15 protein-coding genes are annotated in these 14536 nt (G+C 61.4%); 5 read left to right on the top strand and 10 right to left on the bottom strand.

Annotated features, from left to right (window positions below):
• Positions 1-185 precede the first annotated feature (185 nt).
• Together BLW25_RS14340 and BLW25_RS14345 are read left to right on the top strand one after the other, a co-directional pair.
• Positions 186-422 carry a hypothetical protein gene (locus BLW25_RS14340; RefSeq protein ID WP_092900147.1) on the top strand — a complete coding sequence of 79 codons (237 nt, stop codon included), beginning with the start codon at positions 186-188 and terminating at the stop codon, positions 420-422.
• Positions 412-1380, top strand: a complete 969-nt coding sequence (locus BLW25_RS14345) for a sensor domain-containing diguanylate cyclase (RefSeq protein ID WP_092900149.1) — start codon at positions 412-414, stop codon at positions 1378-1380. Before BLW25_RS14340 ends, BLW25_RS14345 begins: the two co-directional genes overlap by 11 nt.
• 6 nt (positions 1381-1386) lie before the next feature.
• Here the strand turns inward: BLW25_RS14345 and BLW25_RS24450 are convergent, their stop codons facing one another.
• The 8 genes from BLW25_RS24450 to BLW25_RS25355 form a co-directional block, all read right to left on the bottom strand.
• A complete protein-coding gene (locus BLW25_RS24450) occupies positions 1387-2463 on the bottom strand; it encodes a hypothetical protein (RefSeq protein ID WP_092900151.1) in 1077 nt (358 codons plus the stop codon).
• Positions 2450-3292, bottom strand: a complete 843-nt coding sequence (locus tag BLW25_RS14355) for a hypothetical protein (RefSeq protein WP_092900153.1) — start codon at positions 3290-3292, stop codon at positions 2450-2452. Before BLW25_RS14355 ends, BLW25_RS24450 begins: the two co-directional genes overlap by 14 nt.
• Before the next feature lie 1071 nt (positions 3293-4363).
• Positions 4364-5167 (bottom strand): DUF1217 domain-containing protein, encoded by an 804-nt coding sequence (locus BLW25_RS14365; protein ID WP_092900157.1) that lies wholly within the window; start codon positions 5165-5167, stop codon positions 4364-4366.
• Position 5168: 1 nt separating this feature from the next.
• Entirely contained in the window at positions 5169-5573 is a 405-nt protein-coding gene (flbT, locus tag BLW25_RS14370) for a flagellar biosynthesis repressor FlbT (RefSeq protein WP_092900159.1), read from the bottom strand.
• A complete protein-coding gene (gene flaF, locus BLW25_RS14375; protein WP_092900161.1) occupies positions 5570-5941 on the bottom strand; it encodes a flagellar biosynthesis regulator FlaF in 372 nt (123 codons plus the stop codon). Before flaF ends, flbT begins: the two co-directional genes overlap by 4 nt.
• 67 nt (positions 5942-6008) lie before the next feature.
• Positions 6009-7565 carry a flagellin gene (locus tag BLW25_RS14380; protein WP_092900163.1) on the bottom strand — a complete coding sequence of 519 codons (1557 nt, stop codon included), beginning with the start codon at positions 7563-7565 and terminating at the stop codon, positions 6009-6011.
• 271 nt (positions 7566-7836) lie between these two features.
• Positions 7837-8151, bottom strand: a complete 315-nt coding sequence (locus tag BLW25_RS14385; protein WP_092900164.1) for a hypothetical protein — start codon at positions 8149-8151, stop codon at positions 7837-7839.
• Positions 8141-8791, bottom strand: coding sequence for a rod-binding protein (locus BLW25_RS25355; protein ID WP_366268160.1), 651 nt, complete (start codon positions 8789-8791; stop codon positions 8141-8143). Before BLW25_RS25355 ends, BLW25_RS14385 begins: the two co-directional genes overlap by 11 nt.
• A gap of 1212 nt (positions 8792-10003) precedes the next feature.
• On the opposite strand from BLW25_RS25355, the gene BLW25_RS24455 reads away from it, so the two are divergent.
• Both BLW25_RS24455 and BLW25_RS14400 read left to right on the top strand, forming a co-directional pair.
• Positions 10004-10558 (top strand): flagellar hook-length control protein FliK, encoded by a 555-nt coding sequence (locus BLW25_RS24455; protein WP_171909561.1) that lies wholly within the window; start codon positions 10004-10006, stop codon positions 10556-10558.
• Positions 10559-10566: 8 nt separating this feature from the next.
• On the top strand, positions 10567-11226 hold the full coding sequence (locus BLW25_RS14400; RefSeq protein ID WP_092900170.1) for a flagellar hook capping FlgD N-terminal domain-containing protein: 660 nt from the start codon (positions 10567-10569) through the stop codon (positions 11224-11226).
• A 4-nt stretch (positions 11227-11230) separates the two neighbouring features.
• Here BLW25_RS14400 and ubiB read toward each other — a convergent pair whose 3' ends face one another.
• The gene (ubiB, locus tag BLW25_RS14405; RefSeq protein WP_092900172.1) at positions 11231-12772 is read right to left on the bottom strand and encodes a 2-polyprenylphenol 6-hydroxylase; all 1542 of its coding nucleotides are present in this window, start codon (positions 12770-12772) and stop codon (positions 11231-11233) included.
• A gap of 1 nt (position 12773) precedes the next feature.
• The gene (ubiE, locus tag BLW25_RS14410; RefSeq protein WP_092900174.1) at positions 12774-13523 is read right to left on the bottom strand and encodes a bifunctional demethylmenaquinone methyltransferase/2-methoxy-6-polyprenyl-1,4-benzoquinol methylase UbiE; all 750 of its coding nucleotides are present in this window, start codon (positions 13521-13523) and stop codon (positions 12774-12776) included.
• Positions 13524-13672: 149 nt separating this feature from the next.
• Between ubiE and mutM the strand changes: the two genes are divergently transcribed.
• Entirely contained in the window at positions 13673-14524 is an 852-nt protein-coding gene (gene mutM, locus BLW25_RS14415) for a bifunctional DNA-formamidopyrimidine glycosylase/DNA-(apurinic or apyrimidinic site) lyase (RefSeq protein WP_092902122.1), read from the top strand.
• Positions 14525-14536: the final 12 nt, after the last annotated feature.

The raw sequence follows: 14536 nt of genomic DNA on the forward strand, positions 1-14536 counted from the left end.
GCCCCCACGACCCACAACCCCAGGATGATCTGATTCCAGCCGAAAAGGCAACGCACTGGTTAATTTTTGCCGGGAGGTGTGGCACATGGCCGACGGTCGGGGCGGGAAGTCTTTACCGATGGTGTCACAGGATTGAGCTATTCAATAAATTAATCAACAATAATGCGCAGAACAGGAGATTATCCATGGAAGCAAGCGAGATGGTGGCCGAAGAGCTGGATCGTGGCCTGCCGCAATGGAAAGATCTGCCCGACGCCCTGCGCCCGGCGCTGGAACGCCACTGTGCAAATCTTGTCGGCCTCGCCGCTTCTTTGCGGGCAGCAGGCCGGGAGACCGACGATATCCGCGAGCTTGTGGCAGAGCTTTTGCGCAGCTATGGCGCAGATCTCATTGCGGCCCTGGAGACCAAAAATGACGATTAAGCCATTGTTCAGGCTGAATGACGAGGCCGGTCGCCTTGCCGCGCTGCGCCGTTATGAGATCCTCGACAGCGCGCCCGAGACGGAGTTTTCCGATATCGTCGCGCTGGTGAAATCCATCTTCAACACGAAATATGCCGCCATCAATCTGATCGACAGCGAGCGGCAATGGATGAAAGCCGCCGCCGGGCTGGAGCCGCTGGAATGTGGCCGGGGCGATGCCTTTTGCGACCATACGATTCGCGGCACCAGCGCGCTGGCGGTCGAGGATGCCACTGCAGACAGCCGGTTTTCCGACAATCCTTTCGTGACCGGCGAGGCGAGTATCCGATCTTACCTCGGCGTGCCGCTGACCAGCCCGGACGGATACAATATCGGCGCGATCTGTGTTTTTGACACAGGGCTGCGCAAATTCAGCGATGCCGATAAGACGGTGCTGGAGAATTTCGCCAAAGTGGTGATGTCGCAATTCGAGCTGCGGCTGATCGCCCGTCAGGACAGTCTGACCGGCAGCCTCACCCGCCGCGCCTTTGTGGAACGCATGGACCGCCTCTCCGGTCGCGAAGACCCGGTCTCCCTGCTGATGATCGACCTTGATCGCTTTAAGCTGGTCAATGACACATTCGGTCACCCGGTGGGTGACATTGTCCTGAAGAGCGTGGCGACCACGATCCAGTCCAGCCTGCGCAAAAGTGATGCGCTCGGGCGGCTTGGGGGCGAGGAATTCGCGGTGTTGCTGCCTGGCGCCGATGCCACGGGCGCGCTGGCCTTTGCCGACCGGCTGCGCAACGAGATCGCCACCCGCAAGCTCGATGAGATCGCCGGGGCAAATGTGACGCTCAGCATCGGGATCGCCGACCACCGCGCAGGAGAGAGCCGTGACCTGTGGCTGGCGCGCGCGGATCACGCGCTTTACGCCGCCAAGACGACAGGACGTAACCGCTGTGTCGTGGCAGAGTGACGCCGTTTAACGCAGCAGATTGCTGAAACGGATGTCAAAGGTGATCTGGTCATAATCCGCAATTGCAGCGGTAGAGCGGCTGGACATCACCCCGAGCCGCAGCGTTACCCCGGGGCGCAGCGAGGCCGAAAGACCAAAGCCATGGCTGCGATCTTCGCGCGGCTGGCCAAGGAAAGCGCCACCCTCTGCCCGCTGATGCCAGAGATCAATCCGCCAGTCGCGCCCCGCCCGGGCCCAGGAATAGCCCGCCTCGATCCGCTGGCGCAGGACGGTCGTCTCATCCACTTTGGCCCCGAGGGTCAGCGCGATATCGCTGACACCCGCGCGTCCGATTCGCTCCAGCGACAGGCGGAGCCGGTCCTGCATTCCGCCGGAGGTCGAGACGGCCTCATATCTCAGCCCGGCCTGCTGGACGCTGCCGCCGGCGGCAAAGACCTTTGACAGCTCTGCTGAAAGACGATGGGCATTGCTGGTATCCAGTTCGCGCCAGCTGCGGGTGCCCAGCGCGCAGAGATCGAGAAACACCCAGTCCTGCAGATGGTTGCGCGAACAAAGGCTGAGCGCAGCATCTGCGCGGCCGATCTCATGGCGGGGCGACCAGGCCAGTTCCCCGCCGGCGGTAAGCTCGACCACCCGTCCGGGCCCCCAGGCAAAGCGGGCCATCGCCCCGCCCGCGCCACCAAAAACCAGCCCGGCCTTTGCGCGAAATGCAGGGTCCGCCTCAAGCACCAGGCCGCCAATGGTCAGCCGGTCCTGCAAAACGCCGCCATTGATATTGCCGTCCCAGCCCAGCACCGGCGCAAAGCTCAGTCGCCGCGCCGTCAGGGACAGCTGCCCCGGCTCAACCCCATAGCCCTGCGCCAGAAGCTCGCGGCGCATGAACAGGGTTTCTGCTGGCCCCAGCCGCCCCGCCTCAAGCGCGGTGCCGAAGGCCCGCAGGCGAAGACGTTCAGAGCCGCTCAGAAAAGCGTTGCGCGTCAGATCGGAAGTATCGGCTTCCGCCTGCCCCGCGGCGAGACCCACAAGACAGACCCCGACAAGCGCCGCGCGGAACCAGGCCCGCAGCGATTTACGGCTTGGCATTCGGATCGCGGCCGAAGAAGACACCGTCCACCGAAACCTCGTGACTGCCCTGGTCACTGGTCAGGGTACCGCTGCCGGTATAAAGCCCCGACGTCGTCATGCCATGCTGACCGTTGCTATAGCCCGGCGTGCCACCGACATTGCCGCGCAGGGAACCCGCAATCGCCCCCTCCAGCGCCGGGTGACGCACCTCGATGCTGACATCCCCGCCATAGGCCCCAGTGCGGATATTGAAGGGCAGGTTTTCGCCCCTCAGTTCGATCCATGTCTCTGACCCGTTTTCGGTGCCGGTGCGCAGGCTGATCGACGCTGTCTGGGCATCGAAATCAAGAACGAGATTTTCCAGCCCCTGGGCATGATGGCCCGACAAAAGCGCGCCGTCATCGATGGTGACCCAGGCGAATGTTTCCCCCCGGAAGTAATATTTCCCCTTGGCCTCGATCAGCCTGCCATTGCGCTCATTGACGAATTGCGACTGGTCGGCGGTGAGGCGCAGGAGACGGGTCGCTTTCCCGGTGCCGGACCCGACCTCGGCAATCACCTCTATCGTCATATCCCGCGCATAGGGGGTGTCAGTAAGGTCGATCAGGCTGAGATAACCTGCAGGGCCGCCGGCGGGAGAATCGAACGCGTTCAGAACCTGTTGTTCGGCCCCGGTCACACTGATGCGCGAACGAACGCGGTTCCGCCCGTTATGCTGTGTCTGGTAGGTTTCAAATGCTGCGACATCAACGCCTTTGCCTGGTGGCAAATCCGTACCGCCGCCGCCTCCGCCGCCGCAGCCCGCGAGCATGGCCAGAGCAAGGAACCATACCGCCAGATATCTCATGAACTTGCCTCATATCGTTGGTCCGGTCCGTCACCCGGAAATCACTTCGCGATTGCATTTATATTAAATTACATCAACCTGAGGATATGAACAGATGGGCTGGTTACGATCCGCCCGATCTTCTCAGGTGGTGGTTATCGCAGGCCATTCCTGCGCCAGATCCCGTGAAGGACAGCCCCGGTCTGCGAGGCCTATCGGCTGGATCCGGCCGGGCGTAATTCCAGGTGCATCACACGCCACCTTCGGCGGACCGAACCTGACGGAAGATACTGCCATAGGGCCACCCCCGTGCCCGGCCTGCACGTCTGTGCTCTGCCCCGATACGGTGCCGCTCAGAGGGGCATGTCGCGACGGGCATAAAGAGGACACCCGATTGCTTTCACCTGGAAACGATTTCCACGCAGGCATAACAGAAAACTGTATTACTTCCGGTGAGCTGACGGGTCAGGTCCCGCAAAGCATCGGGCCATGCCAACAGATCGGCCAACAAATCTAAAGCGGCAACCGACCGCCGGCTCGCCAGAACATCACGATGTTATGGCGCCGGAGATGGGTGATCGCCCCTCTGGCGCCATCAATCACGAGGCGCAGTGGCAGCGCCCGGAAGCCCCGCCGGGGCATTTCCCGGTCGGCCCCGCCGTCTGTGATCGAACCGCAAGACGGACCTCGGCGGTTGCGCATCAGCATCCCGAAAAGGTCGCACGGATCATCGGGGTCAGCGATCATATCGAGCCGAACGCGTCTGCCGCGCGTTTCTGCTGCGAACGAAAAATGACTGTCGCAACCTGGCCTTAACCAGTGTCGTCTTCGCCGGCTCACTCCTCACCAGGCGCTGCCATTCTGCTCTGATCCAAAGCGACTACCGCTGACAGGAGATCCTCACGCAGCATCGCACGCATTCCAGAATGAAATGCTGGATCGGGTCATCCGAACGCTGAAGGCATAATGCATTCCGCGCCGCCGCGTTAGAGTATTCAGCTTGCTACCCGTGCCATCGGCGACTGGATCCTGCTCCACAAAACCCGACACCCTTTATCAGCCACTTGCCATATGCAGGGCTGATCCCGGTTTCTATTTTGCTGTGCCGCGACGTGCTGCCAGCAAAACAAGGGCATTCCGCGCCGGGGAGTTGCTCATAGTAGTCAGAGACTCCCGCACGATGAAGTTTCTGACCAGCTTCTCCATCTTTGTACTTTCGCTGAACTGGCTCACCGTGGAGGCGCCAAACTGGCTTTGAGCCCTGGATTTCAGCACTCGCAGCTGTTGATCAATGTCAAGATTGCTAAACCCGGCCGGCAATCCGAAAGATTTCTCAAAAACCTGCCGCAATGGTTTGTTTCCCATGATGGTAAACCATTTCGTATCCTCGCTCGCCGCGGATGCAGCCAGTTTCCCGATCTCTCTTTCCGCGTTCAAAGCAAGACGGAAAGAGTCATTTTGCTCTCCGACTGCCGCCTCGAACTGACGCACGTAATATTGATCAAGCAGAGCATCAGCAAACCCCTCATCGAGGGTCTTTGGCAGCTGAGTTCCATCCAGACCAAAGCTTGAAGCAAACGCCCGGTAGCTTTTATCCGCAAGTCGATTCGAGAGGTCTTTTGGGGAATCGACTCCATCTGAAAGGATCTTTTTGACGAATGCTTTCGCATTTATGTCCTGTTCCAGGCCAAACGCACTCAATGCGATCTTTAGCAACCTGCGATCAGATACCAGGTCATCGGCCGTCGTCACTGTCCCGATCTTATTGCGAAAATACTCCGCGTCGCGCTGATTTACCGGCGCCTGTTGAAAAGCTTTCGCTTGCGCCGGCATTGTTCGCTTCAGCAAAATCCAGCCGGCATAGCCATAAGCCGGGAGGACTGGCTGAAAACTCATCTCAGTTTCCTCCCGCCGCCAAAAGGCGCGTCTCGCGGGGAAGCAGACCGCGAAGTGCCTTAAGAACCTGATAATGTTGATCTTCGAGGACAGCCTGGCTGGCAATCGTCAGCAGGCGTCGACTGTCGGGATCCGTCAGAACCTGGCTGAGTTGTTCAATCCCGCGCAGCAGTTGCGACCTGGTATCGCCCGGGCCGGCATCACCGGAAAGGACCAGCTGGGCGATATAGCAAACCCGCCGCACCGGCGTATTGGCTTCCTCCGGATGCAGCGCATCGCGCAGCCGGAGAATATTCGCATTGGGCGTCATAACCGCAAGACGCGACCGCTTGTCACCGTTTTCGATCACCGCACCATTGATAAGGACCCTTTCATGTGGGCCGAGTTTCAGAACCAACCCCGTCATGTGGCCGCTCCTTCGCCACGCAATCCTTTCAGGACCGCCTTGTTGATTTCGATGAGAACGCCGGCATCAGCCGTTTTCTGGCGAATCTTCCGGCTATGGTCTGCAGTAAAGCGGTAAAGGTAGAACAAGCGCGCACGAAGCGCTTCAGGAAGCCCGTTTCCGGGCTCCGCTACATCGGCTGCGAGCGTCGACCACAGTTTCTCGTTGTGGAAAACCGCCTCGAGAAGTCCGCTGTGATCTTCGTTGCCCCGCCGATCTGCGGCGACAAGACGTTGCGTGATCCGTGCGATAACCTCGTATTCGGCCATGCGCGGGGTACGAATTGGCGCTGTCGGTTGCGCATAGGCAAGACTGGAGCTGAGAGTCATTCTGACATGTTCCGTACTTAAGATAGTTTAAAAGCTGGCCGGAGCCCGGAGACCCCGGCCGCGGGCCTTAACGGAACAGGGACAGCAGATTCTGTGGCTGCTGGTTGGCGATGGAAAGCGCCTGGATGCCCAGCTGTTGCTGGACCTGAAGCGCCTGGAGGCGGGCCGAAGCTTCCTCCATATCGGCATCGACAAGCGTACCGATACCGGCCGTCATCGCATCTGTCAGTGACGACACAAAACTGGTCTGGGTATCGATCCGGCCCTGAGCCGAGCCGAATTCGGCAGCGGCATCAATGGCCTTGTTGATCATGGTTTCGATATTGCTCAGCGCAGAGCGTGCGCCGGCGATTGTGGTCACGTCGATCGCGCCGAGCCCGAAGAGGCCCCCCGAAGCCTTGCCATTGACAGTGCCGGAGCTGGCCGCAATTGCGCGGGCAGTATCGGAGGAGTTGTCGATATTGAGCTGCCATGCACCGGTCGCACTCTGGGTGACCCTGGTGGACAGACCGGGCACTTTCCCGGCATCGATGGCGATTTTCAGGCCGCGCACCACATCCTCCGTGGTTTCGCCTTTGCCGGCGATATAGCTGTAAGCCACACCTCCCACACTGAGCGTATAGCCGTCGCCATCTTTGACCGCATTGCCGCCGAAGACATAAGTTTCGGCACGTTGGGCAATCGTGGCAACCGAACCGGTGACCGTGCCCTCGCCCGCAGTCGGAATCGTTGGAACAGCAAAGCCGGCGACATGTTCGACGGTGACCTGTTCGAAAGCCCGGCTCGACTGGATATCAACGTCAGCAGTGCCGTTCAGAACCGCCGTCACCCCCTCAAGGCCAAGCTTGTTGACCTCGCTGATCATGCGGGTTGCCGCTTCCGCCGCCGTCATGGCAGCACCGCTGTCATTGGTGAAGGTGACGGTCTGACCGTTTATCTTCAGCGTTGCAGAATCCCCGATCGCCAGGCCAGCCCCGGCCAGCCGCGCCGAATTCGCGCCATTCGTGATGCTGGTCACCGCAGTCCCGGCCAAATCGACCGGCGCCGTGATGTTTCCGGTGATCACCGCGACACCTGCGAGGATCTGGGGTGAACCTGAATCAACGCCCAAAGTCCCGTTGCCTGCGCTGAGATCCTGACGCGCGACGGTGATGTCCGACGTGGTGACGCCCGAATCCGAGCGGTCCAGCGAGGCAAGGAATCTCACATCATCGGTGCCGGAGACGAGGTTCAAGCCGCTGAACTGCGCGCCGCTGACGATGCCGGCGATCTGATTGCGCAACGCGTCGATATCGGTCTGAAGCTTTTCGCGCGGCACATTCTCGCTTTGCGCCGAAACGATCTTTTCTTTCATACTGTTCAGAAGACCCTGGATCTTCTCAGAGGCTTCGCGCGCGACCGAGAGCGAGGAGGAGCCAAGCGCGAGGCTGTCGGAAATCCCCTTGAACCCTTTGACGTCGGATTCCATCACCTTCGAGATCGACCAGACAGCGGCGTTATCCCGCGCGGTGGCGACAGTCTTGCCGGTGGAAATCTCCGACTGGACCTTGTTCATATTGCCGTTGATGGTTTTGAGGGTCTGCAGCGCGACCATTGCGCTGGAATTCGTCAGAATGGACGACATTTTGTTTTCCTCTGGCTGCCCTGGGTGCTTTGCACGGGGGCGAAAGCGCCGCCCTTGCAGGCGGCAATTCCGGCGTTCTGGCCGCTGCCGGGGGTCGACCCTCAGCGCCATCCCCACATCGGGATGCAGGTTAAGCTTTGCAGTTCATCCCTGCCAATTTGTTAATGCGGCAGGTCAGTTTTGCCCTGAAAATAAGCGGATTTTATGAGATTTCTTCCGATCATCCCCCATGCTGACGGGTTTCCCACCGACCCGATTTTCCAGGTGAAATTCAAAGCCGCTTCGCTTTGCCGGGCTCATCCGCCTGCACCGCGCCGCGCTGACCTTGGGAATCATAGGTGGAAAACGTTGCCGGGCGGTTCAGCCGGCCTTTTGCCGCCGCGATTCCCCGCGCCGCGGCCTCGAAAAGTACCGTATTCGCTGCGGCCATTTCGCGGATGAGATCCAGCGATTCGGGATCCGCGCCCGGCAGGGCCTCCAGCACCGCCCCGGTGTCCCGCGCCAGGTCATCAAGCGCAGCGAAATCCCCCTCCAGCAGGGCGCGGCGCGTCTGCTCCAGCAGGTCAACCAGGGTCTCAGAGCTCATTCACATCCCCTCCCATCGCCCGGAACAGTGTTTCTGCGAGACCGATTCCCCCGCGCTCCACCATCAGTTTCGCCTGTTCTGCGCACAGAAAGGACCCGAACTGCTCTTCGCCGATCCCTCCGCCAAAACTCTCGGATGTCGCGCCAAGCCCGCATTGCGCAAGCATCTCCGTCAGGAAAACCGCCTCCATCTCCTGCGCTTTTTCCATCAGGAGATGCGGATCGGGCGCCCGCTTCATCGCCGGTATGTGAGCCGGCTGGATCTGGATTTCTGCCATCAGATCGAGTCCTTTTATGTTGAATTTTTCGACTCTGGCGCGATGTCGGTAAACATCCGGTAACCCGATGCTGGCAAAAACGACGGGACTCAGAAGAGATTCCCGCATATGCAGAACGTCCAGATCAGCCTGCCGCTTCTTCGCCTGCCAATCTCTGCCAGCGTAAGCCTTGCGGGGACGAAATCCGGTGCCGGTGATCAGCCAGGGGCGGATCTGTTTTCGCTCGACCTTGCCTCTGATGGTACAGACACGCCGCTGCGGGTTTCCGCGCCAACGGCCGCGCTTCCGGAAGCAGAGCCTGAGGGTCCCGATCTGGCCGACAGCTACGAGACCTGTGACCTGCCCCTTGCCACAGGCGGGCATGAGGCGGATCGGACAAGGCGGAATAACGGCTTCGCCTTTGTACCCGCGCTCCAGTACAGGCTGCCCCAGTCCGACAGAGATCCCGAAGCCGAAGAGATACTGCCTGACGACAAGCCGGCTCCGGCGCCGCCTCATCCGACCGGGACGAGGCAGGCTGAAGCGGGTGATTTCGCGCGGGTCGGAGATCGCGCAGCACCCGCTCCGCCCCAGTATAGGCTGCCCCAGTCTGGCAGAGATCCTGAAGCCGAAGAGGCACTGCCTGACCACAAACCGGCTCCGGCGCTGCCTCATCCGACCGAGACAAACCAGGCTACAGAATGTGATCTCGCGCGGGTCAGAGATCGCGCAGCACCCGCCCCCATTTCGCTGCCGGGTGGACGTGAAACGCGGATCATTTGCGCGGCGCCCCCTGGTTCCGGTAAGTTGCCCGAACCGATCTGGTCCGCAGTGCCAGATCTGCCAGACGGGCCGGAAAGCGGCACTGGCAACCTTCCAGTTGCGCCGAGCGGTCAGAGTCTCTTGCAACCTGCAAATCCGTCTCCCGACGTGACCTCTGACGCAAATCCTGAACGCCGGGCGCAGCCCCGTATTCCGGATCCGGCCGCCGCAGCACCGCCCCCCCTCCAGGTCGAACCATTCGGGCCGGCCAATGGGTTGCCCGAGCCGCCGCTCGCACCGACTCGTCCCCTGGCCATCGAGACGCCTCCGTCTGCCCACCTGCCCCGCGCTGAAAGCACACGGGAATGGCCCGCTCAGCGACATCTGCCGCCCCTGCCACCACCGACAGGGGCAGAGCCTGGTCGTCTGACACCGTCTCCGCCTGATGCGAACGTGAACACCGGCGAGACCTCTGCCCGGATCGCGCCTGAACCGGCCCGTCTCGCAGCACCACAACAGTCGCATATTGCAGGGGCCGTAACTGGCAGCACGCCCCTGTCGGACCTTACGGATCAGGTCCTGCCTGCAGTTGCAGCGCCTTTGCCACCGCCGTCCCGTCCCGCGCCGCCACAGGCAGAGGTGAAGCCCCAAAACCTCGCGCCATTGCGGAACTCCAGGACAGAATCGCTGCCTCTTGTCATGCCGGTCATAGCTGTTGCATCGCGATCTGCGGTTCCCGGGCACAAGGCTGAGACGGCTGAACCGGTTCTTCCCGAAAACGTCAGAACCGCCGCGAATACTGAAATAATTTCGCGGCAACCGGCGGCATCCGCCGTGACCAGAACCGAATCCGATCCCCTCGCCAATGAGGCTCCGCTGCCCGCCGGCACCGGCCAGTCCGACCCTGGCACGGCGCCGCTCGGCACATATCATATGCCCACGGGACGTGAGATCCCGCCGCATCATGTGGCACCGGCCACACGTCCCGAAATGCCGGCACAGGTTCCGGCCCAGATCAGCCAGGCCGTCATAAATGCCGGCGGCCCGGTGACCGAACTGCGGCTTTCGCCGGAAGAGCTCGGGACGGTGCGGATTGAAGTGAAAACCGAGCGCGAGAAGGTGACGGTCACTTTGCTGGCTGAACGTCCGGAAACGCTGGATCTCCTTCGCCGCCATGCAGATCGCCTGGTGGCAGAATTCAGGGCGGCCGGTTTCAGTGAGATGAACCTTGGTTTCGGAAACCTCTCTGCCGGTGATCAGGGGGGCGCACAGCCTGGCCCTGCCCCTTCTGTCCCTGAGATGACCGAGGCGGCAATTTCTGCCGCGACCCCGATTTCGGCGCCGGAGACAAGGTCCGGCCCGCAAGCTTCACTTTATCTCAGATTGTAGGAGAAGACATGCAGGTCAATGCGGTGAATTCCGCCTACGGGGCAGCTCAGGCACCCTCTGAAACCTCGGCACTCTCGTCGGATTTCACGACATTTCTGAAGATGCTCACGGTTCAGATGCAAAACCAGGACCCGATGAACCCGATGGAATCCACGGATTTCGCGGTACAGCTCGCGACGTTTTCCGGCGTGGAACAACAGGTGCGCACCAATCAGCTGCTCAGCGCGATGTCGGGGGAGTTTTCGCTGATGGGGATGGCACAGCTGGCGGGCTGGGTCGGCCAGGAGGCGAGGGCTGCGGCAGATGTCGTCTGGTTCGGTGGCAACCCGGTGACACTCTCGCCCAATCCGGCCTCGACGGCGGATCAGGTTGTGCTGGTTGTACGTGACTCACGTGGCAATCTGGTGTCGCGCGAGGACCTGCCGGTCTCGGCCGAGCCCTATCAATGGCTTGGCGGCGATGCGGCCGGCAACCGGCTTCCGGATGGCCGCTATATCCTGACACTTGAAAGCTGGCGGGAAGGGACGCTGCTTGGCGAAGATCCGGTCGAATATTATGGCCGCGTCGTAGAGGCCAGGGGCGGCGCCAAAGGAACGATGCTGGTTTTCGAAGGCGGGATCGAGGTCCCCTCGGGCTCGGTCACGGCTTTGCGCCTGGCCCGGAACTGACCCCTCAGAACAGTTTCGCAATCAGCACGGCCGCCCCGAGCGTCCCCAGCGTCATCGCGGCCGCGAGCAGCAGGACTGTACCCCAGCCAAAGCCCGGAACCGGGCGCTGCATCTGATTGCGTTCGTCCAGAGCAACCAGCCTTGCCTCGGCCAAAGCCGGGAGCCGGGGCAAAAACCGCGCCAGAACGCGGCTGGTGCGCCAGAGATCACGCAGCACCGCTTTGGGCCCGATACTGGTGCGAATATAGGATTCGACCACCGGCCGTGCGACTTCCCACATGTTCAGATGTGGGTCGAGGCTTCGTGCCACGCCTTCGACGACAACCATGGTGCGCTGCAGCAGGATCAGCTCGGTCCTGGTTTCCATGCCAAAACGCTCGGTCACCTCGAACAGATAGGCCAGCAGCTTTGCCATCGAGATCCGGTTCGCCTCCATACCGAAAATCGGCTCTCCGACCGCGCGCAGGGCCCGGGCGAATTCGTCGATATTGCGGTCTGCCGGCACATAGCCCGCCTCGAAATGCACTTCGGCGACGCGGCGATAATCCTTCTGGATAAAGCCCATCAGGATCTCGGCATAAACGCGGCGGGTATATTCGTCGATCCGCCCCATGATCCCGAAATCATAGACGATCAGATCGCCATTCGGGGCGACCTTCAGATTGCCCTGATGCATATCGGCATGGAAGAAGCCGTCCCGCAGCGCATGCGACAGAAAAAGCACCAGCACCCGCCGGCCAAGTTCCGCCCGGTCGATTCCGGCGGCGTCGATTGCGGCGATTTCGTTAAGCCCGATCCCCTCGGCCCAGTCGATTGTCAGCACAGTCCGCCCCGAAAGCCCCCAATGCGGGCGCGGCACGACAAGCCGGTCATCTTTGGCCGTATGTTCTGCAAATTCAGCGGCTTCGGCACATTCCAGCCGCAGATCCAGCTCGCCCTGCACCACGCCATCGAAATGCGCGACCACATCGGAAGGCCGCAACCGGCGCGAAAACGGCGCCAGTCGCTCCATCCATTTCGCCGCATAATAAAAGGCGTCGATATCCCTGCGGAAAGCGCGCTCGATCCCCGGGCGGAGGACCTTCACCGCCACTTCGGCGCCTGTATCACGCAGGCGCGCATGGTGAACCTGGGCAATCGAGGCCGCGGCGACCGGCTCGGAAAGCTCGGAAAAAAGTGCATCGGCGGGGGCGCCGAATTCCGCGGCAATGATCTTGCGCGCCTCCTCCATCGGGAAGGGCGGCAGTTTGTCCTGCAGATATTTCAGCTGATCGGCCAGCTCGGCGCCGACAATATCGGGGCGCGTCGAAAGCACCTGACCCAGCTTGATATAGGCCGGCCCAAGCGCGGTGATCGCACGCGTCACCGGCGGCAACGAAGGATCCCCCTTCAGCCCGAGGAAACGGAACGGCCGCCCCAGCAGACGCGCGGCGAAACGCAGCCGCGGCGAGACTTCCATCGCCTCGAGCGCCACGACCATGGCGCCGGTACGCTCGAAAGTCGCGCCGGTGCGGATCAGCCGCCAGATATTATGCGGGCCGCGCATCTCAGACCTTCCAGCCGGAATGCAGCGCCGCAATCCCCAGCGAAAGGTTGCGATATTTCACCAGGTCGAACCCGGCCTTGCGGATCATATCAGCAAAGACCTCTTGTTCCGGGAATTTGCGGATCGATTCCACCAGATATTGATAGGACTCGCGGTCACCCGTCACCATCTGGCCCATCGGCGGGATGATGTTGAAAGAATAAAGGTCATAGACCTTTTGCATCAGATCATTCGGGATCTGGCTGAACTCCAGCACCATGAGCCGCCCGCCGGGGCGCAGCACGCGGTAAGCCTCGGACAAAGCGTCCTGAACCCGTGTCACATTCCGGATCCCGAAGCTGATCGTATAGGTGTCAAAGCTGTTCGTGGCAAAGGGCAGCGCCATGGCATCCCCGACCACCCAGTCGAGCTGATCGGCCATGCTGGCGGCCTCGGCGCGGGTGCGCCCGGCGATCAGCATGTTTTCGGTCATATCGCAGACCACCGCCGATGCGCCCGGCGCGCGGGTCAGATAGCGAAAGGCCACGTCTCCGGTGCCGCCCGCCACATCCAGAAGCCGCGTCCCGGGCCTTGGGGCCAGCCAGTCCATCATCGCATCCTTCCAGATCCGATGGATGCCGACCGACATCAGGTCATTCATGACGTCATATTTCGAGGCGACCGAAGAAAACACGCCATGGACCAGGCCCGCCTTTTCTTCCTCCCGCACGTCGCGAAAGCCGAAATGAGTGGTTTTGTCCTGATCTGACATGGTTTTCGCCCGGATTGTGCAGCGGATAGCGGCTCTGCACCGGGGATATACCGCAAGAATGCAAAGGGAAACCAGTCAAACCGCGCAGCCCCTTGGAGCGGCGCGGTCTTGCGCTTAGGTTGCGCTTCGAAATGCGGGGGAAGACGAAGATGCCGGAACTGCCCGAAGTGGAAACCGTGCGCCGTGGGCTTGAGCCGGTGATGGAAGGGCAGCAGATCCTCACCGCACAGGTAAACCGCCCCGATCTGCGCTGGCCTTTTCCGCCGCGCATGGCGGAACGGCTGACCGGCGCGCGCATCAATGCGCTGCGGCGGCGGTCTAAATATATCCTTGCGGATCTTTCCAGTGGCGAGACGCTGCTGATCCATCTCGGCATGTCGGGGCGGATGCTGATCTCGGGCGCGCAGGTCGGCGGCTTCCATCACGACCATCCGCAACCGGCGAAACATGACCATGTCGTCTTCGATATGGAAGGCGGCACCCGCGTCACCTTCAACGATCCCCGCCGTTTCGGCGCGATGGATCTTCTGGATACAGCGAGTGCCGAGGCGCATCCGCTTCTCGCCGTGATCGGGCCGGAGCCGCTGGGAAATGCGTTTGACGGCGATTATCTGGCGGGGCGGCTTGCGGGGCGGAAGACACCGGTGAAATCGGCGCTTCTGGATCAGCGGATCGTCGCGGGTCTGGGCAATATTTATGTCTGTGAGGTGTTGTTTCGCGCCGGTATCGCCCCCGACCGCCTTGCCGGCGATCTGACCGGCAAACAGGCCCAGGGCCTTGTGCCGCTGATCCGCGAAGTGCTGTCAGAGGCGATCGAGGCCGGGGGATCTTCGCTGAAAGATTACCGTCAGGCCGATGGCGAGCTTGGCTATTTCCAGCACAGTTTCCGCGTCTATGGCCGCGAGGGCGGCGCCTGCACCACGCCTGGCTGCAAAGGCAGCATCGCGCGGATCGTGCAGGCAGGCAGATCTTCCTTCTACTGTCCGGATTGCCAGAGATAAGGGCTCAGCTTG

The sequence above is a fragment of the Rhodobacter sp. 24-YEA-8 genome (assembly GCF_900105075.1).
Taxonomy (GTDB): Bacteria; Pseudomonadota; Alphaproteobacteria; order Rhodobacterales; family Rhodobacteraceae; genus Pseudogemmobacter.